We start from the raw sequence: 25,479 nt of genomic DNA, 5'->3' as shown, positions 1-25,479 counted from the left end.
CGCACGCAACTCTTCCCACCCTCACGCAACCCCCTCCGCCAAAAACATCCCATAGCCCGCCAACCCCAAAGGTTTTCGGCGCGGCTCGGTTTTCGGGTACCGCTGCGTCCGCGACGAAGGAGCCAGCAGCGGTACCCGAAAACCGAGCCACAGGGCGCCGAAAACCCGCCGGAGCGAAGCGGAGGCCAAAAATACAGCCGCCCCACCCCACAACCACGCCAACCAGCACCCACCCCCACCCCGTCGATCGCCGATCCACCTCTGGAATTGGTAGTTGTTGCCATCCCGCGTCCGCTGATAGAACGGTGTGAGATCCCGCGACCGAAGGAACCCCATTGAGCCGAACAATTCCCGCGACGACCACCCCGGTACGCCGCACCCTGGTTGTAGCGCTCATCGCCGCGGCGATCGGAGCACCAAGCGCGATGGCGGCGACCGCCGAAGCACAGCCAACTCGAGATGACGGCTTCTGCATCGACGAGAACACGCGCGTACACAACGGCTTACGCATCAACGACCCCACCTGCATCCATGACCACAGCCGCTTCCACAATCACGACCGCTTCCATCTCCCGCCGACGCATCCCTGAACCCGGCTACCTCCCGAATCCGCAACGGCCACCTCGGCAGCTCCACGAAGCCGAGCCACCGGCCAACATCGCACCAATGCTGGATCGCGCACAAATTTGATTACCCGATCGAAAGACACCGGATCCACGCCCTCCCGCCCTGCCAGCCGCCGCACCCGAACCGCCCGCTCACTTCCACCACCTCACGCACGCGGTCAGCGGTAACTATCAAGGGAAGAACCGCCGCCCGAAATCATCTCCAGCAGCCATACTCTCCGCGAAATACCGGGCGTAGCATGGGCGGCCGTGAACGACGCCGTAACCGAGCTGTTCTCCGCGCTCACCGAACCACGCTGTGCTCACTCCATCGCAGTGGGACAGCGGATGGAAGGCGTTCTCCTCGCCACCCCAATTCCAGCCTAGGGCAGCTTCGACACCCGTACCAGACTGCGAGGTCTTCGCTTTCACCGCTCTGGGGTTGTACAGCCCCAGTTCCGCGGCCGTCGCCTGGACGGTCCGCGAGCGTTGGAGTCGATGTAGGGCTCGTTAGAGGGAAGTCCCCAACCAGGAGGCGAAGCCCACCAACGATTCACTTCTCCGTCGTTGGGCCGCGGCGATCCCGTGCAGAGTCTCCCGCACCGAGGGATGCAGTCGTGTCTGTTGCGGCGCGACTGCCCGCGCCTTGTTCAACGCTACGAGGGCTTTGTCGGGATTGCCGGCCATCAACCACGCACGAGCGTTGTCCTGCCAATGGTGTCCGATTCGTGTCGGTTTGTCGTACCCGCTCGGGATGGTCAGCTGTGTTCCTTCGCGGGCCGCTTTGTGTGGGTCGCCCGACTCGAGTTCGATTGCGTGCCGATGGAATTCGACGTTCAACGGCCCGAACGAAGTCATGTACACATCTGTCTCGCCGGTGCGATCCGCGTACTCCCGTGCCGCGTCCACATGCGATACGGCGTTGGCGTAGTTCAACTTCCGAGCCTCATTGATACAAGCAGCCAGATGCGAGTAGCCGGTCATGACGAGGCCGGTGGTCGTCGTGTCCGCCTCCGCACGTTCGATGACCGTGTCGATCAGCTGGCCCGCGACGCCCGACTCGCCGATGTGAGTGAGTACACGGGCGCGGGCGAGCATCGAGAAGTCGCCGTAGTGCGGGTCATCCCCCTTCGGCGCGTAGTGGTCGGCCAGGTCCAGCGCCGGGATGGCCAGCCGGGTTTGGCCGACTCGCCGCGCGGCCCATTCGGCGAATATGTATGCCCACGCGAGCTGCGAATACGCTCGGCGCTGGGCATCACCTGTCATTGTCTGGACAGCTCCGTGAATCTGGCGAATGATGCCCGGCAGCATCTCGATGGTCTGCCTCGTACGATCCGCCCGATACAGGCGCCGGGCCTCGTTCAGCTTCGCCTCGATGGCATCCAGCGGTAGCGGCTCCTCGGCTCTGGCGTAGCGGCCCTCCGCCAGCAGCGCGGTGATCCCGTTCACGGCGTCGGACATCGGCTTGCCATCGTCGTAGGGCGCTCCGGTCAGTTGCTCCGGCAGAATGCGCAGCGCTCTCGCCACGGCGGAGATCATGCCGGGACTGGCTGGTTCACGTTTCTGCTCAACGGCTTTGACGAGACTCAGACTGTAGGTGATCCGGTTCGCCAAGCCGCGCTGTGTGAGACCCGCCAGCTTCCGCTCGCGTGCTATCGCTTCACCAGCAGTCGTCATACCCCGAGGGTAGGTCCTCTGGCCTGGTCGTGCGTCGGTTGTCCTTTTCCTGTCCCTTGGCGACGCCTCGAACACGCACTGTTCAACCTGCCCCGCCGCTGGGTTGATGCAATTCCATTCCTGCACGTCGGTCGATCCACCCTCTCCAACTGGCCGATGGCGCACAGCTTTCCGGCGGTGGCGGGCCGCCCCGAAGGACGAGCTGAGAGGAAGTCATGAGTCTCGAGGAAGAGAACGCAACCAAGCCCACTGCCGCATGCCTGGTCCGCGGCGACGTGTCGGACCTCGAAGCCCCACGGCACGCGATACTCGCGCAGGACCATGCCGCCGAGCTGGGATATGTCTGCCTCTACACGGTGCGTCCACCCGCAGACCATCCGGACCCGATCGGGTACGGGTTGGGAATCGCCGCGGGCCTCGGGGTCGATGCGATCGTCGCGTACGACCTCGACACGATCGACAACATGCCGTCCAGGATCTGTGACTCGTTCATCCTGGAGACGGTCCGGCCACCGAATACGTGGCCCCTTGCGCTGCCGAGCCTCGCCGATCTTGAACACGCATATCCCCACCATCCGCTTACCGTGACCGAAGCCCAGCGAATCATGCAGCAGCACAGGGGATGTCGTGCTGATTCCTGTCGGCGTAAGTCGGCCGCGTACAGGTGCCTGGTCCGGGAGGGGAAGATCGTTCCGCCGGTGGAGACGCTGCGCGAGCGAGCCGCGGCGCGCGGCATCCCCTACTGGTCGTCGGCCGAATCGTCACCACCGTCCGGAGTCGATCTTCAGACGTTGATAGCCGTGCTCGATGGTCTGGCGGCCGACGCCGAAGAACACGTGTCCTCAGTACGCCTGTCCCCCGGTTCCGAGGGATAGGGCGGAAAATGAACTGGTGGCGCAAGGACACGGCCGGCCAGACCGTGGATGACATCCAGGAACGGCTCGCGCGTGAGCACCAAACAGTTGGCTGGGCGCATCAAGCCCCGGCCGAGCCACTGACTACTAGCCACGCGCACCGGATCATGCAGCAGCACCGGGACTGCCCGGTGCAAGATTGCCCGCGTAAGAGTGCGGCGTGGTACACGCTGGTCCGCGCCGGAAAGATCAAGCCGGACAGCGGACGAAACTATTAGGCTCCCAGGACGAGTGCGCGCCCCCTACACCCCGTCGATACGCGCCTGAACGTCGATCGTCCGCCCGGCGGGATCAGCCAGTTCGTTCCGGATGACCGCAGCGACCTGGGTAGCGATCTGTTGACGAATCTGCCCGACCCGCCCCAACGCCTTGGCCCGCCAGCCCTCGGCACGCAGGTCGACGGAGATGGCGTGGGGGTCGGGAGCGGACGTGTCGATGACGATCAGTAGGGGGTCGGCGGCCCGGGCTTCGAGCACGAGCGGAATCTCCACCTCAGCCCGGTACCGATTGGCTTTCAGCACATCGACGGTGATGTCCAGCCCCACGGGAATCACCAGATCGAAGGACACCGGATCCTCGCCTTCCCGCTCTGCCAGGCGCGGCACCCGGACCGCTCCTCTGACCTCCACCGTCGCCGCCTCGCGCGGCCCGGTGCGCAGCGGCCCGATCTCGATGGGCCGCCCGGCGAGGCGGTCCACCACCTCGCGCACTCGTTCCGCGGTGACGATGAGCGGAAAGAACCGCCGCCCGAACTCGTCGTAACCGATCCAGTCGAGGCTCTCCCGCCCGAGATGCTCGGATCGGGTGCCGTTCATGATCGCCTCGACGTCGAAGACCCGCCCGCGGCGGGCGGCGGGGTCGGCGAGGAGGGCGTTGATCCGGTGGGCGACCTCGCGCTGCACCAGCACCGCGATGGGGTCCAGCAGCAATTCGAAGGCCGCGCCGATGGCTTGGGCCCGTACCACGAAACTGACGTCCGGCGCGGTGACCGGGGGTATGTCGATGACGATCAGCAGCGGCGCGGCGGTACGCGCGTGCAGCGTCAGATCGATCTCGACTATGGCCTCCAGCCGCAGGCGCTGACCGCCCAGAGTGATGGTGACGTGCAGCGACACCGGCACCCGCACCTCGAAGGTGACCTGCGGCCCGCTGCGCGCGATGATCGGCTTGCCCACACTGCCCTCGGCGACGAATCCGGCCAGCCCGGCGGGCCCGACCGAGAACGGGCCGATCGTCATCCCGCGCCCGGCCACCCCGGAGACCGCGGCCTCGATGCGCGCCCGCGTCACCGCGTGCCGGACGAAACGCTCACCGAAATCCGCGTAGTCGATCCAGGTGGAAGGGTCTTCAGTGGACTGTCGCATGAGCTCCCGAAACCTCGCCGTGCGATGCGGATCCCCGTCCTGCCGATGAGGGGGCAGCAGGACAGGGACCGCGACGGCGGCGCTGCCGGGCACCGCCGGGTCCATCGTAGGCCGAGATGTGCGCGATGCACCTCACCCACCGCTCGGTGACAGCCCCCGCGGGCGGATCCGTTTCAGGAACGACCGAACCCGACCATACCCGGTACCTCGGCCCGGATGTAACGGTGAATTCTGATATCGCCCTGCTCGTTTCCGCCGATCGTGGTGAGGGTGGCGGCGTCGGCGGCGAGCACGATATTGGTGTGCTGACCGAACGGGCTGCTGCTGTCGTAGAGCACCACGTCGCCGGGGCGCGGCTGGTAGCCGGAATCGGCGGCGGCGAACCGCTGCTCGGACTCGTAGTACTCCTGCAGCGTGTAGACGCCGGGTATGCGCCACGACCCAGAATTCGGGTTGGCCAGCGGCATTCCGGCCTCCCGCAGCACCCAGCTGACGAAGTCGGCGCACCACGCCTCCTCGACCCCTTCGGCGTACTTGCGCCCGTCGCCGGGGTGGGCGAATTCGGCGCGGGCCACGGCGATGATCCGGGACCGGCCGGGATCCAGCCCGGAGGAGTCGATATCGGGGAAGGCCGTGAGCCGCTCACCGGCGATCGGCCGCGGGCCCGAACTATGCTGCCACCACACCCCGCCCACCGCGACGACGGCGAGCACGATTATCACCCCCGCCACGAGCCACCACGATCGCGTCCGCGTGCGTCCTGTCATCTCCGCTCCCCTCCCCGGGCCGTCACAGAGTAAGACGACCGGGAGAGCCTCGCGGTTCCCGACGGGGCGGCAGTACGCGAAACCGGCGGTCGGTGCGCATCGACCGCCGGTCCGCTGCCGCCGGGAGGCAGCCGTGCCCTGTCGGCACGCGCCGTCCGCACCGGCATGGTGCGATCGTCTGCTCGTGCCGTCCCCGCCGGGCATTACTGGCCGCACTGCGCAGGACGGCCGGATGAGCATCCCGAGCCGCCGGGCCGACCGTCAAGAGGCATAGCTGTCCCACTGTGTCCGGTTGCGCCGTCATTCGGCCTCCAACGGCGGAACGACCAGGGCCGCAGCCCGATTCGCGGGAACGACCGCCGAGTGTCCGGACCGGATGGCGCTACCGCGACAAACCGCCGGAAATGCCATACCGTCCCCTTCTGTGTCGCTACACTCTGCCCGGACGTCGAGGATGCGGGAGGGCTGACCCTGGACACGCTGTGGACCTTCGTCGTCGACCACCGAAACCAGCTGCTGACCGATTCCTACCTGCACGTCTCCGCCGTCGTGCAGTCGGTGCTGCTCGCCACCGTGGTGGCCGTGCTGGCCGGTATCGCGGTGCACCGCAGCCCGTGGGGTTCGGCGCTGTCCACAGCGGCCGCCAGCATCATCCTGACGGTGCCCTCGTTCGCCCTGCTGGGCCTGCTCATTCCGGCCCTGGGCCTGGGTGTCGCGCCGACCGTCGTGGCCCTGGTGCTGTACGCGCTGCTGCCGATCCTGCGCAACACCATCATCGGCCTGGCCGGCGTCGACCCGGCCGTCGCCGATGCCGCGCGCGGCGTGGGCATGAACCGCCTGCGCATCCTGGCCCGCATCGAACTGCCGCTGGCGTGGCCGTCGATCCTGGCGGGCATCCGGGTCAGCACCCAGCTGAGCATGGGCATTCTCGCCATGGCCGCCTACGCCAAGGGCCCGGGTCTGGGCAACCTGATCTTCTCCGGCCTGGCCCGGCTCGGCAGCCCCACCGCGGTGCCGATGGCGCTGACGGGCACGGTGCTGATCATCGTGCTGGCGCTGCTGCTCGACGCCGTGCTCGTGCTCGTCGGCCGGCTCACCACTGCGAGGGGAATCCGTGACTGAGACCGCACCCGCCGCCGCGGAGCATCCCCGCGCCGAGATCGTCCTCGACTCGGTGACCAAACACTATCCGGGACAACGGGATCCGGCCGTCGACAACATCTCGCTCACCATTCCCGCCGGTGAGATCGTGGTATTCGTGGGCCCGTCGGGCTGCGGCAAGACCACCACCATGCGCATGATCAACCGCCTCATCGAGCCGACGTCGGGCACCATCACCATCGCCGGACGCGACGTGACCGCGGTGAACGCCGACCAGCTGCGCCGGCAGGTCGGCTATTCGATCCAGCAGGCCGGGCTGTTCCCGCACATGACGGTGGCGCGCAATATCGCGACGGTGCCCGGGCTGCTCGGCTGGAACCGCGCGCGGATCGCCATCCGCGTCGACGAGATGCTCGAACTGGTCGGGCTGGACCCCGCCACCTTCCGCGACCGCTACCCGCGCCAGCTGTCCGGCGGGCAGCAGCAGCGCGTCGGCGTGGCCCGGGCGCTGGCCGCCGACCCGCCGGTGCTGCTGATGGACGAGCCGTTCGGCGCCGTCGACCCGATCACCCGCGGCCTGCTGCAGGACGAGTTGCTGCGCCTGCAGGCCGAACTGCACAAGACGATCGTGTTCGTCACCCACGATTTCAACGAGGCGGTCAAGCTCGGTGACCGAATCGCGGTGCTGGGCAACCGGTCCCGGATTCTGCAGTACGACACCCCCGCCGCGATCCTGGCCGAACCGGCCGACGAGACGGTGGCCGGATTCGTCGGCGCCGACGCCGCGCTCAAGCAGCTCACGCTGGTCCGGGTGCAGGACGTGGCGCTCGGGCAGTGCCCCACCGCCCTGGAATCCGACGAGGTGCAGCCGCTGCGCGCCGCGCTCGCCGAGCGGGAGTGGAAATGGGGCCTGGTGCTCGACGCCCAACGCCGTCCGCTGCGGTGGGTCTCGGATGCCCTGCTCGCGCAGGCGACCTCGCTGCGCGCGGCCGGGCTGCCCGTCACCGGCACGGTCGCGCTGCGCTCGTCGCTGCAGGGGGCGCTCGAGGTGCTGCTGGCCGAGAGCAACGCCCACGCCGTCGTCACCGGCCGTCGCGGCGAATACGCGGGCCTGATCACCATCGACACCCTGGTGGCGCACCTGTCCGAGATGCGCGCCGAACACACCAGCGCCACAACCGAACCGGGCCCGCGGACATGAGCGTCGCCACTGGGCACCCGGAGCGGCGGGCCGAACGCATCCGACTGTTCGCCCAGCCGCTGCTGGCGCTCGCGCTGGCCGTCGGCGTGCTCTGGTGGGGATTCGGCCGCACGCTGACCGCCACCCAGCAGGCCAGCATGAACGCCGACAACATCGCCACCGCCACCCGCGAGCACGTGGTCATCACCCTGACCGTCATGGTGATCGTCGTGCTGGTGGCGGTACCGCTGGGCACGCTGCTGACGCGCGCCCGATACCGGCGGGCGGCGCCGCTGTTCGTGGGTATCGCGAACCTGGGTTCGGCCGCGCCCACGATCGGGCTCATCGTGCTGACCTACCTGTGGACCGAGCACACCGGCTTCTGGGTCGGCGTGGGGCCGATCGCGCTGTATTCGCTGCTTCCGGTGCTGCGCAACACCATCCTCGGCTACCAGCAGGTCGATCCGACGCTCGTGGACGCCGGACGCGGCCAGGGCATGTCGGCCGTTACGGTGTTGCGCCGCATCGAGTTTCCGCTCGCGGTGCCCTACATCCTGGCCGGCCTGCGCACCTCGCTGGTGCTGGCGGTCGGCACCGCGACGCTGTCGTTCCTGGTCAGCGCGGGCGGCCTGGGCATCCTTATCGACACCGGCTACAAACTGCGCGACAACGTAACGCTATGGGTAGGCGCACTCCTCGCCGTCGCCCTGGCCCTCCTGGTGGATTGGCTCGGCGCCCTCGCCGAACGCTTCCTCGGACCGAGGGGGCTGCGATGAGCACTCCCAACTTCCCGTCACGAACTCCACCGCCTGCGCCGGCGCGGCGATGGCCGACAGCGGCAGGCCAACCCCCCACGCCAGCAAGCCAACCGCCTACAACGGCACACCAACACCTCACGCCAGCGAACCAACCGCCCACAGCAGCACACCAACAACCCACGCCAGCAAGCCAACAGACCTCGGCGGCAAGGCGACAGACCTCGGCGGCAAGGCGACGGTCCGCGTCGGCGCGGCAACGGCCTGTCTCGGTGGGGGCCAAGGCAATAGCCGCGCTGACTGCGGTGGGGCTGCTGCTGTGCGGATGCGGGCTGGAGGCCGGGGGCGCGGTGCCGTTGCGGGTCGGGCCCGGCAGCATTCAGCCTGTCCCCGAACTCGACGGGGTGCGAGTCATCGTGGGCTCCAAGGACTTCACCGAGCAGATCATCCTGGGCTACCTGATCGAATTCGCGCTCAGCGCCGCCGGGGCGGAGGTCCGCGACCTGACCGCCATCACCGGCTCCAACAGCCTGCGCGATGCCCAACTGCACGGGCAGGTCGATGTCGCGTTCGACTACACCGGCACCGGCTGGATCAACTACCTCGGCAACGAGACCCCCGTCCCGGATTCGGTCGCGCAGTTCGAGGCGGTCCGCGACCAGGACCGCGCCGAGCACGGCATGGTGTGGGCCGACCTGGCCCCGATGAACAACACCTACGCGCTCGTCACCAGCGGACCGGCCCAGCAGCGGACCGGCGCCACCACCCTGTCGGACTACGCCCGCCTGGTGAACACCGACCCGGCCACCGGAACCACCTGTGTCGGAACCGAATTCAGCGTCCGGCAGGACGGCTTCCCCGGCCTGGTCCGCAAGTACGGCGTCGACATGGGCAAGGTGCGCAAGCAGGTCATGCAGGATTCGCTGGTGTACCCGGCGACGGCCGACGGCACCTGCCAGTTCGGTTCGGTGGCCGCCACCGACGGCCGCATCCCGGCCCTGAACCTGAAACTGCTGGACGACGATCTGAAGTTCTTCCCGAAGTACAACGCGGCGCTGGTGATGCGCGAATCCTTCGCCACCGCACATCCTCAGGTCGCCGAGGTGATGGCCCCGATCACCGCGCAGCTGACCAACGAGAGCATCACCGAACTCAACCGCAAGGTGGACGTCGAGGGCCAGGAACCGGCCGACGTCGCTCGCGACTGGCTGGTCGCGCAGGGCTTCGTCACCGCACGCTGACACCGCACGTTTCCCGCTACCAGGCCGCCCGCCGACCGAGCCCTCAGGCGACGGCCGTGCGCAACGCCAGCCACCCGCCGCCCGGATCGGCGAATCCGTGGTACATCAGCGGAATGCGCTGGTCCACACCGAAATAGCGGTACACGGCCAGCATCGCCTGCCGGACCGAGTGATCCTCGAAGTCGTCGATGCGGCGCGGGCCGATCGGATGCTCGGGCAGCATCGACAGGCGCGCCAGCTCGGCCGGATCACCGGTGTCCAGCCCGAGTGGGCCGTCGGCGATGTAGTGGTCGTGGTACACGGTGCGCAGTTGCGGCGCGGACGCGCGGACCGGTTCGACTTCGAGCAGCCGGGCCCGGGCGCCGGGCAGGTGACGGGCCTCGACGGAGGCGATCAGTTCCGGGTCGGGGCGGGGTGCGTCGTCGACCGGCGCCTGCTCGAGCAGGTGCAGCATGCAGGCGCCGCGCACGCGCGGCTCTGGGACGAGGAACAGGCTGACCATCGGCGCGCGCGACGCCGTCCCGGTCAGGCAGATTCTGGTGTGCGACGGATCCGACATAGCGGGCTCCTGGGAATGAGGGCCGATGATCGGCCCTGCCGCGATCCTGTGTGTGGTCCGAAGTTCGCCGGTCGCCGAGTCACCCGATTCGGACCGATCTCCTCGACGCCCGACCGTTACCTACTTCGAATGGTGCCACAATCTCGGCGTCACCAGCGCGGATTCGCCGAACCAGCGGCAGCCGGAGGCCCACCGCACAGCCGAGCGTTTCGCCGGCTATCCGCCCGCCGAGCGTCCGGACCGGGTAAACTTGCCGAATTCGGGGAGGATGCGCATGGTCGAATCACCGCGTGCGGCAATACTTCTGGATGTCGACGGCCCGCTGAATCCCTATCCGCGCCGGGGCCGGCCGCCGCCCACCGGCTACCTGCCCTTCGTGGTGTCGCACCGGATCATCCCGGCCGTGCCCCCGATCGAGCAGCGGGTGCTGCTGCATCCCGAGCGCGGGCGCGACCTGCTGCGACTGGCGCAGGAGACGAACGCCGATCTGGTGTGGGCCACCGCCTGGGAGCATGAGGCCGACCGCCTCCTCGGCCCGCTGCTCGGGCTGCCCGCGCTCGAGGTGATCGTCTTCGAGGACACCGGTATCCGGCATCGCGACGGCCGGCACGGCAAGTTGCCCACGATCGACCGCTGGGCGGGCCGGCGGCCGCTGTGCTGGTTCGACGACGAGTTCCAACCGGCAGACGGGAGCTGGGCCGAACGGCGCAGCGACTCCGGGGCGCCCACCCGGCTGATCCCGGTCGACCGGCACACCGGGTTGCAGCGGCAGCACCTCGACGCGGCACGGGCTTTCCTGCGGCAATGGGGGCGCGCTTGTCCCGATGAGCCGCCTCGGTAGGTGTCTTTGGCCCCTAGCTCGGAGTTTGCGCCTCTGCGACCGTGGTGCACCAGTTCCCCCACTCCGGAAGGCGATGACGAACCGTGCCGGTTCTGCTCTGGGTCGTCCTGCCCTACTGCGCTGTCGTGTCCTTCGTACTCGGCAATGTGTGGCGATACCGCCACGACCGCTTCCACCCGGCCGGTGGCGGCCCGGACATCGACCGACTGGAACGCTACGGCGCCAACGCCTTTCGCCTCGGAACCGTCCTCGTGCTGGCCGCCCGCGTCACCGATGTCGCCACCTCCGGACCGCACGATCACCCGCGCGGCGTCCTGCACGCGATCCCGGCCGGGGTCGAGATGGTGGCCGGGCCGACCGCCGCGGCCGGGGCGGTCCTGGTGTTCCTGCCGCCGATGATCGCCGGCGCCTACCGCGCGCCGGTCACCCCGCTGGACCGGCTGACGCTCCCGGTCCTGACCGCGGTCGTCCTGTCCGGCATCCTGGTGCGCTTCGACCCGAACTCCCTCGACGGCAACTACCGCCCCGCGGAAACGCTGTTCGCTTGGGCGCGTTCACTTTTCATCCTGCGCCCGAAACCCGAGACCATGGCCGACGCCCCCGCCCTGCACCGGTTGCGCGCCCTGACCGTGCTGCTGCTGATCGGCATCTGGCCCTACACCCGTCTCGCCGGAATCTTCGCGGGCCCGGTGGTCCGCTACGCCACCAGATGCCGCACCGCCCGCCTCATACCCCGGCCCGGCCGTCCGGGTATCGGTTTCTGAGCCATGGCGCTACATTCGAGACCGTCACAATTCGACGGGCTTCCCGGAGGAAGCATGTCAGTAATGGTAATGACCGGCGGCACATCGGGTTTCGGTGCGATCGCGGCCGACCGGATAGCATGTACGGACTCCGCGCGGCTCCTTCTCGGCGCGCGCCGCACGGCCACAGGCGCGGTTCTCCCGCTCGACCTCACCGAGCTGGCGTCGGTGCGCGCCTTCGCGACCGAGGTCCGCGAGACCCTGGGAGACACCCGCATCGACGCCCTGGTGCTCAACGCGGGCGTGATCCGCCCCGACGCCGACGGCCGCACGGTCGACGGCTTCGAGACCACCTTCGCCGTCAACCACCTCGCCCACTACCTCCTGCTGCGCCTGCTGCTGCCCCTTCTGACGGACACCGCGACCGTCGTGCTGACCACGAGCGGCACCCACGACCCCGCTACCAAGGGCGGTCTCACGCCGCCGCGCCACGCCGACGCGACGCTGCTCGCCCACCCCGACCGCGATCCCGGCCGGGATCCCACGCCGAGAAAGGCGGGCCAGCACGCCTACACCGCCGCCAAACTGTGCGCTGTCCTGACCGCGCGGGCACTGTCCGAGTACGGCGGCACCCACCGCCGCCTCACCGCCATCGCCTACTGCCCCGGCCAGGTCTTCGGCACCGGTCTGGCAGGCAACCTCGCCTTCCCGCTGCCGGTCGTCTGGTCGCTGCTCGGCACGCCCGCGCTCGCCCGCCCCCTGCGTGCGTTCAACCGTCACTTCAACACGCCCGCGGCCGCCGGTGCCGCCCTGGCCGACCTGGCGCTCGGCCATGCCACGCCCCCGGACGGCCGTACCTACGCCGCCCTGCGCAGAGGAGTGCTCACCTGGCCGCAACCGTCCGAGTCGGCGCGCGACCCCCAGGCGGCGCGGGCGCTGTGGGCGGATAGCGCCGAACTCGTCGGCATGTCGCCGTAACGATGCCCCTCACCGCGCTACCGGCTCGCCCGCCACTCGGCGCAGGCGCGGCCGATCTCGGTGGCCGGGGGTTCGTGGTAGAGCCATTCGCGGGCCAGGCGATGCCAGTTGTTGGTGGTGACGAGTTGGCCGAGGGCCGCGAAAGTGAACAGGTCGGCGCGGCGGGAGAAGACGTGCTCGGCGGGCAGGTGCTGGCGGCGCATGCCGCGGAAGCTGGCCGCGCGCGGATCGATGGCCAGAACGACCGCGCCCGTGGCGAGTTCGGGGGTGATGGTGATCTCCTCGTCGAGCAGGTGCCAGCCGGCGGCGGCCCAGACGTACTCCATGCACTCCTGCGGGGTCACGCCCGCGTTCGGGTCGATGATGCCGCGGCCGACCCACGTGTCGTAGAGATCCTCGGCGCGTTGCTCACACGCCATGCGCATGGCCGTGCGCTCGGCCTCCACGTACACGGCGTCCATGGTGTTGTAGAGCCCGAAATCCACGAAGGCGAGCCGGCCGTCGGCGGCGAGCAGGATATTGCCGGGATGGGGATCGCCGCAGAATTCGTAGTCGGCGAAGATGGGAGTGATGTAGAAGCGGTAGATCAATTCCCCGATCCGGTCCCGGTCGGCCGCCGGCAATTGCCGCAGCTGCGAAAACGATTCGCCTTCGACGAATTCCGTCACGAGCACGTGCGGCCCGCAGCATTCCTCGACGCTGTCGGGCACGGTGATGAACGGGTGATCCCGGTAGCGCGTCGCCACCCGGTGCTGCGTCCGGGCCTCGCGCACATAATCGAGTTCCGTGCCGATATTGCGCGCGATCTCGTCCAGTACGTCCTCGTCGGCCGCGCTCGGCAGAATGGACTTCCACAACCTGCTGATCATGGCCAGGTTGCGCATATCCGATTCCACGGCCTCGTCCACGCCCGGATACTTCACCTTCACCGCGACCGTCCGGCCGTCGCGCAGCGTGGCCCGATACACCTGGCCGATCGAGGCGGCCGCGACCGGTGTCTCGTCGAAATCCCGGAAGGTCCGACCGAGCGGCCCGAGATCGGCCTCGAGCACCGCCCGCATCTGCCCGAACGGCACGGTCGGCGCCTGGTCGCGGAGTTCGGCGAGTTTGACGCGGAACATCTCGCGATGCGATTCCGGCAGCAGATCGACGTCGAGCACCGACAGCATCTGCCCCAATTTCATCGCCGCGCCCTTCATCGCGCCGAGCACCGTGACGAACTGCTGTGCCGCCTGCAGCGTGGCCCGTTCGGCCAGCACCTGCCGAGCCTGCTCGGGACGGCCGATCATGGACAGCCTGGTCCCGACCCCGCGGACGGCCTGCCCGGCCGCGAGCCGGCCCATTCTGCTCCCCCGTACGAAACGCCCCTTCGGCACTCGACCGGCCACTACCGCACCTCCACTGGCAACGCTGCCTGTTCCCGTTCACCCACATTCCACCCCATCGAGGCGGCGCCGGGCCGGGAATTCGCAAGTACGGCGAACCGACCAACAGGTTCCGGGCGCGGATTCCGCCACGGTGCGGGCGGACTGTGCTTAAACTGAGCGACGCTCATCTTCTTTCGACAGCAGGCAGGAGAGCGCGATGCCGCCGAAAACCGCGGGACAGCGCCGTCGCCCGAGACAGGATCGTGCCAAGGCGACCAGGGAACACATACTCGACACCGCCGCGCAGCTCTTCGGTGAGCGCGGCATCGCCAACACCTCGACGAACCGCATCGCGGCGGAGGCCGGAGTCAGCATCGGCACGGTCTACCGGTATTTCTCCGATCGCTCGGTCATCGTCGAGGAACTGCTCGGGCGACTGCTGGAGAACATCGAAAGACGCTTCACACAGCGGGTTTTCGGCATGTCGGACAAGCCGACCGTGGACATGATCACCGGCATCCTCGAGGTCATCAGCGACGAGCTGGTAGACAACGCGCAGCTGGTGCGAGCCCTGGTGGCCGGTGTGCAGTTCTACAGCAGCGGCATCCCCGAATTCGAGCCGCGGCTGCGCCTGCTGGTCAAGGTGCTGGTCATCCAGATGCTCGGACCGGGCGACGACCACGAGTACGACGTCATGACGTTCGTGCTGATCAACACGGGTTTCGCCGCGGTGCTGCGGGTTTCGGCGCTGGACATCGACGCCCAGCAGCGCAAGGAGGCCATCGCGATGACGGCGCGGATGATCGCCGCGATGGCCCAGGCGGAAATCAACGCCCGGGCCGCCTGAGCTGCGGACGGGCACGAACGTACCGCAGCGTACGGAACGACTCGCCAAAAGTGAGCTTGTGGCCAACTATCCGCGCGCAGAACGCTCCGCAACCCCCGCCGCCGCGCACTGTTTCGCCTGATGAATCGGCGTTTTCGCGACTGCCGAACAATCTTCAAAGAGGAGTAGAAGGTGAGTTGAAGCTCGGCTTACCGTTTGTGGCAGAGCAACAAGCGGGTGATACCCACCTCGTCTTACCAAAGGTGGAAGGAAGGTCGCCGATGAAAGCCGACATGTCCAACAGTCCCGGTCTGACGTATTCCGGGACGCCGTTCTCCACGCCGTTGAAGGACGTGCGGGCCCTGTCGCGTCAGATGGTGGGGCACTTCGTGGAGACCGTCGCACCGTGCCGAACCCTGCCCGGCGACGCGATCCACGGTGACGTCACCTCCATCACCCGGCTGTGTCTCGAGCTGGCGGTCAGTATGCTCGACGGCGCCGACGTGCCGGAGAAGACCCGGAAACTGGAGGACACCGCCGCGCAGTGGGCGCGCGAAGGCGTGCCGATCGACACCATCCACCACGCCATCCACGAGGGTTTCCGCCTCGGACTCGACCTGGTGATCACCAGCGCCACCAACAGTTATCGGCGCACGATCGACGGCGACGAGCAGATGCTGGCACTGCGGCGCGACGACTACGACAATCTGGTCGGCGCCGCCAAGATGGTGGTGGACATGCTCGACACCATGACCACCGCGGTATCGAAAGCCTATGTGCGCGAACTGCGTTCGGTGGTCAGCGAACACCACACCGCGGTGCACACGCTGACCTCGGCGCTGCTGGGCGGCCGGCCGACCTCCACCATGGCCCGCGAATCCGGCATCGAGATCGCCGAGCAGTACCACGTGCTGGCCTTGGCGGTGCCGCCGCATCCGGAGGAGAACAATCCGATGCTGGACGGCGCGGTGGTCGCGCGCCGCAAGCTGCGCCGCATCCAGGCCGCGCTGGCCACCAGTCTCAACGGCGACGCCCCGCTGTCGCTGCTGAGCGTCGACGGCGGCACGCTGCTCATTCCGGCCACCCGGGAGATCGATCTCGATCAGCTGGTCGATACGTTGTCACAGGCGGCGCAGGTGGCGATCACCGCGACCGTCGTCACCTCCGACACCCACGACATCCCGGCCGCGGCCGACCGCGCCCACCAACTGCTCGACATGGTGCACCGGCTCCGGCTCGTACGCGGCCTCTACCGGTTCGACGACCTGGCGCTCGAGTATCAGCTCACCCGGCCCGGTCCCGGCCGCGAGCACCTGGGCACCCTGCTCGACCCGCTCGACCCGCATCCGGAACTGCTCGACACCCTGCAACGGCACATCAGCAACAACCTGAACCGCCAGCGCACCGCCCATGCCCTGCACATCCACACCAATACGGTCGACTACCGGCTCAAACGCATCGCCACCCTCACCGGGTGCGACCCCACCCAGGCCAGCGGGTTGTGGTATCTGCGCTCCGCGCTGGTGGCCCGCAGCTACCGGCACACCCAGTCGTTCACGGCCGAATTGGCCGGTGGGCGAACGCCGTTGCGCGACAGAGCATGATCCGTGCGGGCGCCGCCGCGTCGCGCGGCGCCCGTTCTCTGCTCAGAGCAGATTTCCCGGGTGGCCGGGCCGGTTGTCGGTAGGTTCGCGGTGTGGAGATCGTATCCGTGCTGCCGCAGCTGAACGCCCTGCGGTTTTCCGAGGTCAACGACCTCAATGTGTACGTCTGGAACGACGACGGGGCGGTGACGCTGATCGACAGTGGCCTGCCCGGCGCCGCCGGTGCGATCGAGAACGGCCTGCGCGCACTGGGTTTCGCGCCCCGCCAGGTGCGGCGAGTGATCCTCACCCACGCCCACGACGACCATCTCGGCTCGGCCGCCGACCTGGCCGAATGGGGCGCCGAGATCTGGGCTCATCACGCCGATGCCGCCATCGTGCGGGGCGAGCGCCCGCAGCCCGCTCCGGTGCTGCGCGACTGGGAACGCCCGATCGCGGCGGCGCTGCCGCCGGGCATCCCACCGCGTCCGGCTCCGGTGCACCGCGAACTGCACGCCGGTGAGTCACTCGACTTCGGCGGCGGCGCAACAGTTCTCGCCGTCCCCGGGCACACGGCGGGCAGCATCGCCCTGCACCTGCCGAGCCACCGCGTGCTGTTCACCGGCGACACTCTCGCCAACCTCCGGGGCGCCACCATGCCGGGAGTGTTCAATCTCGACAGTGACGCCGTCGCGGCCGCCGCCCACCGCCTCACGGAGCTGGATGTCGACACCGTCTGCGTGGGCCACGGGGATGTACTCGAGGCAGAGGCGTTGCGGGCCTGGCGCTCTCGGTCAGGAGTCGAGGTGGGCGGCGATGCCGTCGAGTAGTTTGCCGAGGCCGAATTCGAAGACGGACGCGGCGAGGTCGCGAGTGCCGTAGTCGTCACCGGGGTCGGCGGACAGCATGGCCAGCAGGGCCGGGAATCGCTCCGGGCGGCCGTAGTTCTCGATCATCGCGGGATCGAGGGCGGGGCCGACATGCCCGGTCTGGTCGCGCCCGAGGGTCGGGTCGATCTCCAGCCGGACGATGCCGCCGACGAACGCGTTGACGGAGAAGATGATGTCGGCGACGGTGTCCGGCGGCAACCCGGCCGCGGTCACCGCACCGATCGCGGCCTCACCCCACGCGGCCTCGTTGGGTCCCATCCAGCGATTGTTCGCGCCGATGGCGAGCATCCACGGATGTCGCAGATACAGCTGCCGGCTCTCCCGCGACCATTGCTCCAGCGCCGCGCGCCACCCGTGCCGGGACAGGTCCGGCGGGTCGGACATGGTCGTATCGAACATCAGCGCGACCAGTTCGTCCTTGCTCGGCACGTACCGGTACAGCGACATGGTGGCCGCACCGAGTTGCCTGGCCACGCGCTGCATCGACACCGCGCCGATGCCCTCCTCGTCGGCGATGACGATGGCCTCGGCGACGATGCGCTCGAGACTGAGCGCCGGTCGCGGCCCGCGGCCGGACCACTGATTGCCGTCCCATAGCAGGCGGGCCACGCGCGGCGGTTGCTCGGCCAACTTGTCCTCCTCTACTGCGTATGCGCTACGCTTTGCGTATATTCTACGCAGTAGTTGTTCTTCCGACATCTCAGGGTGGTCCACCATGGCAATACCTGTGCGCACGAACAGTTCACGACGCTGGTGGCAGCGGCCCTGGGTCGGCCCGCTGCTGGTGCTCGTCGTCGCCTTCGTCGCCTTCTCCCTGCCGCCGTATCTGACACTCGACCCGGCGCGGTCGCGGGTGCCGGATCCCGGCTTCGCGCCGCACTATCCGCTGCTCGTGGTGCACGTGGTCTGCGGCTCGATCGCGATCCTGCTCTGCGGGTTCCAGGTGTGGCCGTGGTTTCGGCGCAGGTATTCGGCGGTGCATCGGCGGATGGGCCGCTGGTACGTCTTCGCCGGTGTGCTGCCCGCCGGGCTCGCGGGCGTCGTGATCGGCGCGACCAGCCCGTTCGGCCCGGTCGCCCGGGTCAGCAACGTCATGCTGGCACTGCTGTGGCTCGCCGTCACGATCACCGGTTGGCGAGCGGCCCGGCGCCGCCGCTTCGCCGACCATCGACGCTGGATGATCCGCAGCTTCGCCCTCACCCTGTCGATCATCCTCAACCGGCTGGTGGGCGGCGTCCTCACCGTCGCGCTGAGTCCGCAGCTGCACACCACATTTCACGGCGACGAGCAGTTGATGACGCAGACGATCGCGGGGATCGGCACGTGGTTGGGGTGGACTTCCTCGTTGCTGGTGGCGGAGTGGTGGCTGGAGCGGGGGCTGACGCGGGAGCGGCGGGTGCGGGGTAGGGCGCCGGTGGTGACCGGCGCGTAGGACCGAAGATGTGCCGGCGCAATCCTTCTCAGGCGTCGACCCGCTGCCCCGGCGGGGCCGGATAGTCGGCGACTGTCATGACGTTGTGGACGCGTGCGCTCTTGGTGGTGAGGCGGAGGAAGGCCCGGCCGAGCGACGGGGGCAGGGCCGCGAGCAGGCGCGTGCCCTGGGCCAGGCCCCGCACACCGAGCCGGGAGGTGGGAATGAGCGTTTTCGCCGCGCTCCGGCCGACGGCATGGCTGCCGCGCACGTGCTCGGCCATCGCGCGCTCGTAGGCGGGAAACGCGCGGTCGGGGTCGCCGCCCGCCCGTGCCAGCTCACCGGCCAGGACGTACGCGCCGACGACAGCGAGACTCGTACTGCCGCCGACCGCCGGCCCCGGGCAGTAGCCCGCGTCGCCGACGAGCGTCACCCTTCCCCGTGACCAGGTGTCCATGCGCAGTTGGGTGATGGAGTCGAAGTAGAAGGCGTCGGTGTCGTCGAGGGCGTCGAGCCAGCGCCGCACCTCGGGATCCACGCCGGTGAACGCGGCGCGCAACAGTTCCTTCTGCCGGGGTACGTCGCGGTGGTGGTAGTCGAGTGGATGTCGGCTGCGGAACAGGAACAGTGCCCGCGCCTCCCCGAGATGTCGCGCGCTGTACATCCCGGCGGTGCGGCCGACGCCGACATGGATGCGGAGTTCACCATCGATGCCGGTGGCGGCGGGCAGCGTGAGCACCGCGAGGTATGCCCCGGTGCCGACGGTGAAACCGGACTCGGCGCCGAAGACCAGGCGGCGCACGGTGGAATGCAGGCCGTCCGCACCGACGATCACATCGAAGCGGCGCGGCGCGGCTTGCTCGAACCGCACCGCACCGTCGGGTGCGATCGCGGTGATCGAGTCGCCGAACAGGTACTCGGCGTCGTCGCGGGATGCCTCGTAATAGATCTCGCTCAGATCGTCGCGCATGATCTCGGCGTGCCGATCGGAGGCGGCGCCGAAGACCTTGGCCAAGTCCACCCGGACCGGCCGCCCACCTTCCGGGACGAGCGCCAACCTCCGCGTGCCGGTCGTCCGCTCCTCGATGCGAGCCAGCACACCCATCTTCTCCGAGATGTCCATCGCGGGCCGGAACAGGTCGACCGCGTGGCCGCCGGTCTTGCGCGGTGCGGGCGCCTGTTCGACCACCGTGACCGAAAAGCCCTGCCGCGCAAGCCAGTACGCCAGTACGGGACCGGCGATACTGGCGCCGGAGATCAGGATCCGCATCTGCGCCTCCGTTGGTTTGGGTAGTTGCCCTCGTACTCGGTGGTGGTCGGGCGCTGGAGCCCTGTTCAGTGATTCTCTGCGAAGTCGCGGATGAGGGCGCCGGTAATATCGGGATTCTCGAGCATCGGGGTGTGGCCGCAATCGAGGGACTCGAGCCGCGCATTCGGTACCCGACGATATTCCTCGAAAGACTCCGCGGGCCAACGCTTGTCCTGCACGCCGTAGATCACCATGGTGGGCAGGTGGAGGTCCACGAGCCGATCCGATTCGACCCGATCTCGCAAATACTCGTCCGAGGCATTTGATGTCGCGGTGACGCTGCGATAGGTCATACCCCGGAAATCAGCGACCAGCCGATCGGGGATCGGCACATCGCAACTGAAGGCACTGCTCATGGAATACCGAATCGCAGCATCCGGCAGCAACGGCCACAACGGTTGCCCGATAGCGGGATTGAGCAGCAACTCCCCCGCAGGGCCGTTGTCGGTCAACGCATCGAGCCGTGGCCCGGAATCGATCAACGCGAGCGCCTCGACAAGTCCTCGTCGCTGCTCGGCCAGCGCCGTCGCCACATATCCACCCGTGGAATGCCCGACCACAACCGCCCGCCGCACACCGAGCCGATCGAGCACCTCCCCGACCCGACTGCCCTGCTCCGCGATGCTGTACCCACTCTCGGATTTCGCCGACTGCCCGTGCCCGAGCAGATCGATCCGCAACACGTACTTGTCCCGCAACGCGGGCATCACCTCCTCCCACCACCCCACCGACCCACCCAACCCATGCACCAGTACCACCGCCTCGGCCCGCGGCTTCCCGTCCGTCACGACATGGACGTCTCCGCCGGTCACCGTCACCATCCCCTCGTATGAGCCCTCCGGCGCGGCATTCCCAACGCCCCCCGCACCACCAATCACCAAGGCGGCCAACACCGCAACACCCACCGACTTGAAACGCCGTCCCATCACCGACCTGGCACTGGTGTCGCCCATGAGAGCCCCTTTCCTTTCGTCCCGCAGCACCCCAACCCTGCCCAGCGACAACGCCCGTGTCTTGTAGAAAAGTCAGCCACCCACTCCCATCAGCGACCGACCCCGGCTCGCCACTGCACCCGACTGCTCGCGGACATTGAGCACTCGATCGACCACTCCACCGCAACGACCTACAGCGCCTTCCCTCCCCCTTCAAAACGGTCCTCAGCCTCGACACGACGAATAACGTTGACCGACCGGCCCGTTGGCGGCCTATGCGGCCAGAACAACGCCGCTCCCAGAACCGCCGCCGGAATAACCACCGCGGCAACAAGCCCCACCACTACCCATCCACTCATCTGCCGCCACTCCCCACGGCCCAACGACTGAAAGACAGACGCGGACAAGCCGTCTCAATATCGGCAATGTGCGTGACCGCGTCGATCTCGAGCACCCCGAGATGGTACGGCGCGGGTACAAGCACCACATCGACCTCCTCGGCGCGGACCTGATCGACCAACCGAACCGGAGAGTCACCGCGCCAGATCAGCTGGTAGCCTAGCCGCCGGGCCAACCGCCGCACCTGCGCCACATCCCATTCCAAAGAATCCGACATATCGGGATCGATCCATCCCATAGCCGTCGGAAGCCGCCTCATGAGTCACCCCTCGTTCTGTCATGTCCGGTCCGGTCGGCACATCCGTGTCGGGAGATCGATCTCCGAGCGCCTTTGCCCACCCGGACGGCGAGCTTTGATGCGTGAATGCTCTCGCTAGAAGGATGACGAAGAAAGGACATACAAGAGTCCATAGAGAGGACATAACGACGCCCCTTCCGCGCACGATGTCCTCATAGAGGACTAGCCTGGTGGCATGACGACTTCAGGAAACTCCGCACTACGCGCGGCCCGCCAGGCCCTCGGATACCGGTCGCAAGCCGCCCTCGCGGAAGCGCTCAATGACACGGCACATGCAGTCGGACTGCGCATTTCGATCAGCACGCGGACGGTTCGTCGTTGGGAATCCAGCGAATCGCCTTGGCCACACCCCGAACACGCAGCCGCCCTGGAGGCCCTGTTCAAACGGCCCATTACCGACCTCGGCTTCACTCCCCCTTGGACAGAGGACGAAGCGCCCGGCATCAAGAAGCCTTCGGGCGCTCCCACATCCGAAAATTGGGTTCCGAGACGTTTCGGTGCACCGATGTCCACCCTCCCGCCGTCGGTCGCGACCGACTTCATGGCGATCACCGTTTCCTATCGGCACCTCTATTGGTCGGTGCCTGTGGTACGGCTGCATCATGCTGTTGCCGAGCATTCGGCGCTAGGATTGGACCTACTTCAACGGGTGCCTTCGCCCGCGAAAACGCTTCTGGCCCGGGCGGTTTCCGAGTCGAGTCTGCTTACCGGACGGATCGAGTTCTTCGATCTTCAGAAGCCAGAACTCGCCCAAAGAAGCTTGGTGTCGGCACTTCAAGCAGCCCACGAGGCCGACGATGCGCTGCTCGGCTCGGCGACGCTGGCCCACATGGCATTCGCTCCGGCCTTCTCCGGCGACCCGTCACGTGCGGAAGAAGCTCGCGACCGTCTTCGAGCCGCTCGAACGTTCGCACGCCGGGGCAACGCCAGCGCCGAAATGGTCGCATGGCTCGATGCCGTGGAAGCCGAAATCGAGACACGGTTCGGCGATACCCGCCGTGCTCTCAAACTGCTCCAGCATGCCGAGGAGACCTATAGCGAATACGACAGTGAAACCAATCCATCTCCGGCCTGGCTCGATTGGTTCTCGCCCACTCGACTTGCCGGGTTCAAGGGGAACACCCTCATCGCCGCCGGGCGGGGCAGAGAGGCACGCGAAGCTCTCGAGCGAGTCCTCTCGGACCTCCCCGACGACTCGATCAAACAGCGATCCATCTATCTTGCGGACCTGGCGGCCGCCTCAGCGCTGGAGGCGAACCCCGAGCAAGCCTGCACACATCTCGAGGAAGCGCTCGATATCCTTGGTCGCAACTGGTACGCGACGGCAATGGAACGCATCAAGGCGGTCCGTCAGACGCTTCGCCAGTGGGATTCGCTGCCAGCCGTCCGGAGCCTCGACAATCGACTCTACGACTGGCACACAACAGTCAACTCACTGATTGGTTAGCCGAACCATTCTCCGCCGCAACGATTTCCGGCAACTCAGTCAGCTCCCGGATCCGCCAGTCCGACATGTCCGCGACCACTTGCTGGTCGCGGAGAATCCAGCCCCATGGACCGCGCTGGATGTAGGCGGTCCGCATGCCAACCTTCTTGGCAGGCGCGACATCGTTGTCGATGCGGTCACCGACGTACACGATCTGTCCAGCACTGCACGGCGCCACCTCGACCACCTTCGCGAAGAACTCCACCGACGGCTTCGCGACACCCCAATCATCCGATGTCGCAACAAAATCCGTCGGAAGGTTCAGACTCCTCAGAATCCTGCCGGACCGAACTGTCTGGTTACCAACGACACCCACCCATACCCCCATCTCCTGCAACCTGGACAACGCGGGCCGAACATCGGCGTAGAGGTCCTCCTCCCCGTAAGTCTCCGGATCGCCCGCATCGATCCGGGCTTGCCGCTCACGAGTCAGATCGAACCCAGGCCGGAACGCCTGAAACGCCTCCCGGTAGTCGCGCCCACTCGCGATAACCGCACCGAATACCGCCGAAAACGTATGCCGCGGAACCCCCAACCAATCAGCCCACGTCCCATACTCCCGAGTCTCATCGACAAGCGTCTCACCAACGTCGAACACCACCGCCGAAATCACGATCCCAACCGTACCTGTAGGTTCCGGGGCGAACGCTGGTCCCGCCTGAGCGTTGCTCGGTCCGAGCGGAGGATTATATGTCCCGCGTCGAATACTACGACGACCCGAACGCACCTCAGCCGAACAGCATCGTCGTCGCAGCAACAGCCTTCGTCCGAGACGCCGACAACCGCGTACTCCTCATCCAGAGAAGCGACAACGGTCTGTGGGCCATACCCGGCGGCGCCCAGGACTTCGGCGAGTACATCACCGAAACAGCAGTACGAGAAACGCGAGAGGAAACCGGCATAGACATAGAAGTCACATGCTTGGTAGGTATCTACAGCGACCCCAGACACATCATGGCCTACTCGGACGGCGAAGTACGCCAACAGTTCTCGATCTGTTTCAAAGCACACCCAACAGGCACCGACACCTTGAAGCCCAGCCCCGAATCCCCGAACGTAAGGTGGACATCTCGAAACGAACTAGCCACCTTACCTATTCACCCGTCGATCCGCCTCCGCATCAACCACGGCTACGCCACGCTGCCCCACCCTTACATCGGCTGATTTGACCGAACCAGCATACGGTCCACAGCTCTCATACAACGTCGACAGAGACTCGCCATGACTGCAAACCCAATCCACGAGACGCTCCACGTCCTCACCACCCACGGTGGAGTACGCCTGCTCGAGTCCGCAGACGACGCGGAACGAGGCGAGTTCGAAGCACGAGAGCTTCTGGACGCCGAATGACTGACCGAAACGCCCATTCATATCGTGGGGATGAGAACCCGCCACGTCGTGGTCCGCTCCCGACCGCGCGGGAAGGAGCGTTCCGCTTCAGTCCGGCGATATCGGCCACTACGGCCAGCGGCCGCCTACGCCCGGATTGGCCAGCACCGGCAGACCGGCCGCGCGAATTCTCGCTGCCGACCTGGCTGCCGTAAGAACCGTATGAAACCCGTTGCGCGCGTTGCCTTTCAGATTCAACGGCAGATCGAGCGTCGCGATCAGCTCGTCCTCGAGCTCCCAGGGCGTTGGATCGGTTATCCATGAAACCAGCGCGTTTTCGTGCATCCATTGCGACAACAGACGTTCACCCGAACCGAAATGCAATCGCCTGCCCGAACCGAACAAGCGGAGTTCGATCCCGAGCTGATCCGATAGCAGACACCCGAGTGTCAACCGGAGCGTCGAACCGGCCGCATTACCCGTGTAATGGGTCCTGATCCTCGATCTGAGGGTCTGCCGACTTGGCGCCTTGCCGTTCGAGGGCGGCTTCGACGGTCCGATTCCGGTGTAGAGCAGCGTAAGACCATCCTTTGTGACGCAGCATCCAGCGTCGATCCCAGCCGGCAATCTCCGGAACCACCAGCCGTAGACACCACGCGCCGCCGGGACGGGCGATGGCTTCGTAAGTACCTCGGCACGACAATACGGACGGGCCGCCAGGTAATCCGCCAACCGCGACGAGTCGGTCTCCACCCGATAGATCGTGGCACGACCATCTGAACCTGTCACCAGGGCATCGTTCCGGCGTCATCGAAGAATCCCCCAGTCGGTCCGCTGTCGGGGAGGTTCGCGAGGTGAATCGCGATTGCCGCTCCTTGTGCGGGGGTGCGGTAACCGCGAAAGCCGTTGAGGTCCGTTGCGGTG

Annotated in this window: 28 protein-coding genes; 17 read left to right on the top strand and 11 right to left on the bottom strand. The window is 67.3% G+C overall.

Translation table 11 applies throughout. From position 1 onward, the window contains the following. Window positions 1-425 precede the first annotated feature (425 nt). Window positions 426-590 carry a hypothetical protein gene (locus tag NWFMUON74_RS05925; RefSeq protein WP_187686969.1) on the top strand — a complete coding sequence of 55 codons (165 nt, stop codon included), beginning with the start codon at window positions 426-428 and terminating at the stop codon, window positions 588-590. 525 nt (window positions 591-1,115) lie between these two features. On the opposite strand, the gene NWFMUON74_RS05920 is transcribed toward NWFMUON74_RS05925, so the two are convergent. Next, window positions 1,116-2,282 (bottom strand): helix-turn-helix domain-containing protein, encoded by a 1,167-nt coding sequence (locus NWFMUON74_RS05920; protein ID WP_187686968.1) that lies wholly within the window; start codon window positions 2,280-2,282, stop codon window positions 1,116-1,118. Between the two features lie 215 nt (window positions 2,283-2,497). Here NWFMUON74_RS05920 and NWFMUON74_RS05915 point away from each other — a divergent pair, with 215 nt between their 5' ends. Together NWFMUON74_RS05915 and NWFMUON74_RS05910 are read left to right on the top strand one after the other, a co-directional pair. Further along, window positions 2,498-3,157 carry a hypothetical protein gene (locus tag NWFMUON74_RS05915; protein WP_187686967.1) on the top strand — a complete coding sequence of 220 codons (660 nt, stop codon included), beginning with the start codon at window positions 2,498-2,500 and terminating at the stop codon, window positions 3,155-3,157. 8 nt (window positions 3,158-3,165) lie between these two features. Beyond that, the gene (locus NWFMUON74_RS05910; RefSeq protein WP_187686966.1) at window positions 3,166-3,414 is read left to right on the top strand and encodes a hypothetical protein; all 249 of its coding nucleotides are present in this window, start codon (window positions 3,166-3,168) and stop codon (window positions 3,412-3,414) included. A 24-nt stretch (window positions 3,415-3,438) separates the two neighbouring features. On the opposite strand, the gene NWFMUON74_RS05905 is transcribed toward NWFMUON74_RS05910, so the two are convergent. Both NWFMUON74_RS05905 and NWFMUON74_RS05900 read right to left on the bottom strand, forming a co-directional pair. Then, window positions 3,439-4,560, bottom strand: coding sequence for a hypothetical protein (locus tag NWFMUON74_RS05905; protein WP_187686965.1), 1,122 nt, complete (start codon window positions 4,558-4,560; stop codon window positions 3,439-3,441). A 173-nt stretch (window positions 4,561-4,733) separates the two neighbouring features. Further along, window positions 4,734-5,327 carry a CHAP domain-containing protein gene (locus NWFMUON74_RS05900; RefSeq protein ID WP_187686964.1) on the bottom strand — a complete coding sequence of 198 codons (594 nt, stop codon included), beginning with the start codon at window positions 5,325-5,327 and terminating at the stop codon, window positions 4,734-4,736. A gap of 471 nt (window positions 5,328-5,798) precedes the next feature. On the opposite strand from NWFMUON74_RS05900, the gene NWFMUON74_RS05895 reads away from it, so the two are divergent. From NWFMUON74_RS05895 to NWFMUON74_RS05880, 4 genes are all read left to right on the top strand, one after another. Next, window positions 5,799-6,449: an ABC transporter permease gene (locus NWFMUON74_RS05895; RefSeq protein ID WP_425300396.1), complete on the top strand. Its 651-nt coding sequence runs from the start codon at window positions 5,799-5,801 to the stop codon at window positions 6,447-6,449. After that, the gene (locus tag NWFMUON74_RS05890; protein ID WP_187686962.1) at window positions 6,442-7,629 is read left to right on the top strand and encodes an ABC transporter ATP-binding protein; all 1,188 of its coding nucleotides are present in this window, start codon (window positions 6,442-6,444) and stop codon (window positions 7,627-7,629) included. Before NWFMUON74_RS05895 ends, NWFMUON74_RS05890 begins: the two co-directional genes overlap by 8 nt. After that, window positions 7,626-8,384 carry an ABC transporter permease gene (locus NWFMUON74_RS05885; RefSeq protein WP_187686961.1) on the top strand — a complete coding sequence of 253 codons (759 nt, stop codon included), beginning with the start codon at window positions 7,626-7,628 and terminating at the stop codon, window positions 8,382-8,384. Before NWFMUON74_RS05890 ends, NWFMUON74_RS05885 begins: the two co-directional genes overlap by 4 nt. A 251-nt stretch (window positions 8,385-8,635) precedes the next feature. After that, on the top strand, window positions 8,636-9,604 hold the full coding sequence (locus tag NWFMUON74_RS05880) for a glycine betaine ABC transporter substrate-binding protein (RefSeq protein WP_232110868.1): 969 nt from the start codon (window positions 8,636-8,638) through the stop codon (window positions 9,602-9,604). A gap of 43 nt (window positions 9,605-9,647) precedes the next feature. Here the strand turns inward: NWFMUON74_RS05880 and NWFMUON74_RS05875 are convergent, their stop codons facing one another. Then, window positions 9,648-10,163 (bottom strand): hypothetical protein, encoded by a 516-nt coding sequence (locus NWFMUON74_RS05875; protein WP_187686959.1) that lies wholly within the window; start codon window positions 10,161-10,163, stop codon window positions 9,648-9,650. 274 nt (window positions 10,164-10,437) lie between these two features. Between NWFMUON74_RS05875 and NWFMUON74_RS05870 the strand changes: the two genes are divergently transcribed. The 3 genes from NWFMUON74_RS05870 (at window position 10,438) to NWFMUON74_RS05860 (ending at window position 12,725) form a co-directional block, all read left to right on the top strand. Next, on the top strand, window positions 10,438-11,004 hold the full coding sequence (locus NWFMUON74_RS05870; protein WP_187686958.1) for an HAD domain-containing protein: 567 nt from the start codon (window positions 10,438-10,440) through the stop codon (window positions 11,002-11,004). An 83-nt stretch (window positions 11,005-11,087) separates the two neighbouring features. Further along, window positions 11,088-11,768, top strand: a complete 681-nt coding sequence (locus tag NWFMUON74_RS05865) for a respiratory nitrate reductase subunit gamma (protein ID WP_187686957.1) — start codon at window positions 11,088-11,090, stop codon at window positions 11,766-11,768. Between the two features lie 54 nt (window positions 11,769-11,822). Beyond that, a complete protein-coding gene (locus tag NWFMUON74_RS05860; protein WP_187686956.1) occupies window positions 11,823-12,725 on the top strand; it encodes an SDR family NAD(P)-dependent oxidoreductase in 903 nt (300 codons plus the stop codon). Window positions 12,726-12,742: 17 nt separating this feature from the next. Here NWFMUON74_RS05860 and NWFMUON74_RS05855 read toward each other — a convergent pair whose 3' ends face one another. Further along, the gene (locus NWFMUON74_RS05855) at window positions 12,743-14,113 is read right to left on the bottom strand and encodes an ABC1 kinase family protein (RefSeq protein WP_425300395.1); all 1,371 of its coding nucleotides are present in this window, start codon (window positions 14,111-14,113) and stop codon (window positions 12,743-12,745) included. Between the two features lie 196 nt (window positions 14,114-14,309). Here NWFMUON74_RS05855 and NWFMUON74_RS05850 point away from each other — a divergent pair, with 196 nt between their 5' ends. The 3 genes from NWFMUON74_RS05850 to NWFMUON74_RS05840 all read left to right on the top strand — a co-directional run bounded on the left by NWFMUON74_RS05850 (window position 14,310) and on the right by NWFMUON74_RS05840 (window position 17,331). Next, window positions 14,310-14,939 carry a TetR/AcrR family transcriptional regulator gene (locus NWFMUON74_RS05850; protein ID WP_187686954.1) on the top strand — a complete coding sequence of 210 codons (630 nt, stop codon included), beginning with the start codon at window positions 14,310-14,312 and terminating at the stop codon, window positions 14,937-14,939. A gap of 260 nt (window positions 14,940-15,199) precedes the next feature. Beyond that, complete coding sequence (locus tag NWFMUON74_RS05845) at window positions 15,200-16,522, top strand: PucR family transcriptional regulator (RefSeq protein WP_232110867.1); 1,323 nt, start codon at window positions 15,200-15,202, stop codon at window positions 16,520-16,522. Between the two features lie 92 nt (window positions 16,523-16,614). Beyond that, window positions 16,615-17,331 (top strand): MBL fold metallo-hydrolase, encoded by a 717-nt coding sequence (locus NWFMUON74_RS05840; RefSeq protein ID WP_187686953.1) that lies wholly within the window; start codon window positions 16,615-16,617, stop codon window positions 17,329-17,331. On the opposite strand, the gene NWFMUON74_RS05835 is transcribed toward NWFMUON74_RS05840, so the two are convergent. Further along, entirely contained in the window at window positions 17,296-18,021 is a 726-nt protein-coding gene (locus NWFMUON74_RS05835) for a TetR/AcrR family transcriptional regulator (RefSeq protein WP_187686952.1), read from the bottom strand. The two genes, NWFMUON74_RS05840 and NWFMUON74_RS05835, sit on opposite strands and share 36 nt — an antisense overlap. An 85-nt stretch (window positions 18,022-18,106) precedes the next feature. On the opposite strand from NWFMUON74_RS05835, the gene NWFMUON74_RS05830 reads away from it, so the two are divergent. Beyond that, window positions 18,107-18,823: a DUF2306 domain-containing protein gene (locus NWFMUON74_RS05830; RefSeq protein ID WP_187686951.1), complete on the top strand. Its 717-nt coding sequence runs from the start codon at window positions 18,107-18,109 to the stop codon at window positions 18,821-18,823. A gap of 28 nt (window positions 18,824-18,851) precedes the next feature. Here the strand turns inward: NWFMUON74_RS05830 and NWFMUON74_RS05825 are convergent, their stop codons facing one another. From NWFMUON74_RS05825 to NWFMUON74_RS05815, 3 genes are all read right to left on the bottom strand, one after another. Further along, window positions 18,852-20,072, bottom strand: a complete 1,221-nt coding sequence (locus NWFMUON74_RS05825; protein ID WP_187686950.1) for an FAD-dependent monooxygenase — start codon at window positions 20,070-20,072, stop codon at window positions 18,852-18,854. Between the two features lie 65 nt (window positions 20,073-20,137). Continuing rightward, window positions 20,138-21,094, bottom strand: a complete 957-nt coding sequence (locus tag NWFMUON74_RS05820) for an alpha/beta fold hydrolase (RefSeq protein WP_232110866.1) — start codon at window positions 21,092-21,094, stop codon at window positions 20,138-20,140. A 304-nt stretch (window positions 21,095-21,398) separates the two neighbouring features. Further along, on the bottom strand, window positions 21,399-21,680 hold the full coding sequence (locus tag NWFMUON74_RS05815; protein WP_232110865.1) for a hypothetical protein: 282 nt from the start codon (window positions 21,678-21,680) through the stop codon (window positions 21,399-21,401). A gap of 235 nt (window positions 21,681-21,915) precedes the next feature. Between NWFMUON74_RS05815 and NWFMUON74_RS05810 the strand changes: the two genes are divergently transcribed. Next, a complete protein-coding gene (locus NWFMUON74_RS05810; RefSeq protein WP_187686948.1) occupies window positions 21,916-23,187 on the top strand; it encodes an NsdA family TPR-like regulatory protein in 1,272 nt (423 codons plus the stop codon). On the opposite strand, the gene NWFMUON74_RS05805 is transcribed toward NWFMUON74_RS05810, so the two are convergent. Continuing rightward, the gene (locus tag NWFMUON74_RS05805; RefSeq protein ID WP_187686947.1) at window positions 23,168-23,839 is read right to left on the bottom strand and encodes an HAD family hydrolase; all 672 of its coding nucleotides are present in this window, start codon (window positions 23,837-23,839) and stop codon (window positions 23,168-23,170) included. The two genes, NWFMUON74_RS05810 and NWFMUON74_RS05805, sit on opposite strands and share 20 nt — an antisense overlap. Before the next feature lie 77 nt (window positions 23,840-23,916). On the opposite strand from NWFMUON74_RS05805, the gene NWFMUON74_RS05800 reads away from it, so the two are divergent. Both NWFMUON74_RS05800 and NWFMUON74_RS36510 read left to right on the top strand, forming a co-directional pair. Continuing rightward, window positions 23,917-24,390 carry an NUDIX hydrolase gene (locus tag NWFMUON74_RS05800; RefSeq protein WP_187686946.1) on the top strand — a complete coding sequence of 158 codons (474 nt, stop codon included), beginning with the start codon at window positions 23,917-23,919 and terminating at the stop codon, window positions 24,388-24,390. Window positions 24,391-24,447: 57 nt separating this feature from the next. Then, window positions 24,448-24,576 (top strand): hypothetical protein, encoded by a 129-nt coding sequence (locus NWFMUON74_RS36510; protein ID WP_269475320.1) that lies wholly within the window; start codon window positions 24,448-24,450, stop codon window positions 24,574-24,576. A gap of 108 nt (window positions 24,577-24,684) precedes the next feature. Here NWFMUON74_RS36510 and NWFMUON74_RS05795 read toward each other — a convergent pair whose 3' ends face one another. Next, window positions 24,685-25,344: a GIY-YIG nuclease family protein gene (locus NWFMUON74_RS05795; protein ID WP_232110864.1), complete on the bottom strand. Its 660-nt coding sequence runs from the start codon at window positions 25,342-25,344 to the stop codon at window positions 24,685-24,687. Between the last annotated feature and the right edge of the window lie 135 nt (window positions 25,345-25,479).

The organism is Nocardia wallacei (assembly GCF_014466955.1).
GTDB classification, from domain to species: domain Bacteria; phylum Actinomycetota; class Actinomycetes; order Mycobacteriales; family Mycobacteriaceae; genus Nocardia; species Nocardia wallacei.
The sequence above is the reverse complement of the archived record's forward strand: the minus strand, read 5'-3'. Positions and strand labels throughout refer to the sequence as shown.

Bases quoted from the DNA above. Each gene is read 5' to 3' on its own strand.
- NWFMUON74_RS05925 (WP_187686969.1), top strand. From the start codon at position 426: ATGGCGGCGACCGCCGAAGCACAGCCAACTCGAGATGACGGCTTCTGC.
- NWFMUON74_RS05920 (WP_187686968.1), bottom strand. From the start codon at position 2,282: ATGACGACTGCTGGTGAAGCGATAGCACGCGAGCGGAAGCTGGCGGGT.
- NWFMUON74_RS05915 (WP_187686967.1), top strand. From the start codon at position 2,498: ATGAGTCTCGAGGAAGAGAACGCAACCAAGCCCACTGCCGCATGCCTG.
- NWFMUON74_RS05910 (WP_187686966.1), top strand. From the start codon at position 3,166: ATGAACTGGTGGCGCAAGGACACGGCCGGCCAGACCGTGGATGACATC.
- NWFMUON74_RS05905 (WP_187686965.1), bottom strand. From the start codon at position 4,560: ATGCGACAGTCCACTGAAGACCCTTCCACCTGGATCGACTACGCGGAT.
- NWFMUON74_RS05900 (WP_187686964.1), bottom strand. From the start codon at position 5,327: ATGACAGGACGCACGCGGACGCGATCGTGGTGGCTCGTGGCGGGGGTG.
- NWFMUON74_RS05885 (WP_187686961.1), top strand. From the start codon at position 7,626: ATGAGCGTCGCCACTGGGCACCCGGAGCGGCGGGCCGAACGCATCCGA.
- NWFMUON74_RS05875 (WP_187686959.1), bottom strand. From the start codon at position 10,163: ATGTCGGATCCGTCGCACACCAGAATCTGCCTGACCGGGACGGCGTCG.
- NWFMUON74_RS05870 (WP_187686958.1), top strand. From the start codon at position 10,438: ATGGTCGAATCACCGCGTGCGGCAATACTTCTGGATGTCGACGGCCCG.
- NWFMUON74_RS05860 (WP_187686956.1), top strand. From the start codon at position 11,823: ATGTCAGTAATGGTAATGACCGGCGGCACATCGGGTTTCGGTGCGATC.
- NWFMUON74_RS05850 (WP_187686954.1), top strand. From the start codon at position 14,310: ATGCCGCCGAAAACCGCGGGACAGCGCCGTCGCCCGAGACAGGATCGT.
- NWFMUON74_RS05845 (WP_232110867.1), top strand. From the start codon at position 15,200: ATGAAAGCCGACATGTCCAACAGTCCCGGTCTGACGTATTCCGGGACG.
- NWFMUON74_RS05830 (WP_187686951.1), top strand. From the start codon at position 18,107: ATGGCAATACCTGTGCGCACGAACAGTTCACGACGCTGGTGGCAGCGG.
- NWFMUON74_RS05825 (WP_187686950.1), bottom strand. From the start codon at position 20,072: ATGCGGATCCTGATCTCCGGCGCCAGTATCGCCGGTCCCGTACTGGCG.
- NWFMUON74_RS05815 (WP_232110865.1), bottom strand. From the start codon at position 21,680: ATGGGATGGATCGATCCCGATATGTCGGATTCTTTGGAATGGGATGTG.
- NWFMUON74_RS05810 (WP_187686948.1), top strand. From the start codon at position 21,916: ATGACGACTTCAGGAAACTCCGCACTACGCGCGGCCCGCCAGGCCCTC.
- NWFMUON74_RS05800 (WP_187686946.1), top strand. From the start codon at position 23,917: ATGTCCCGCGTCGAATACTACGACGACCCGAACGCACCTCAGCCGAAC.
- NWFMUON74_RS36510 (WP_269475320.1), top strand. From the start codon at position 24,448: ATGACTGCAAACCCAATCCACGAGACGCTCCACGTCCTCACCACCCAC.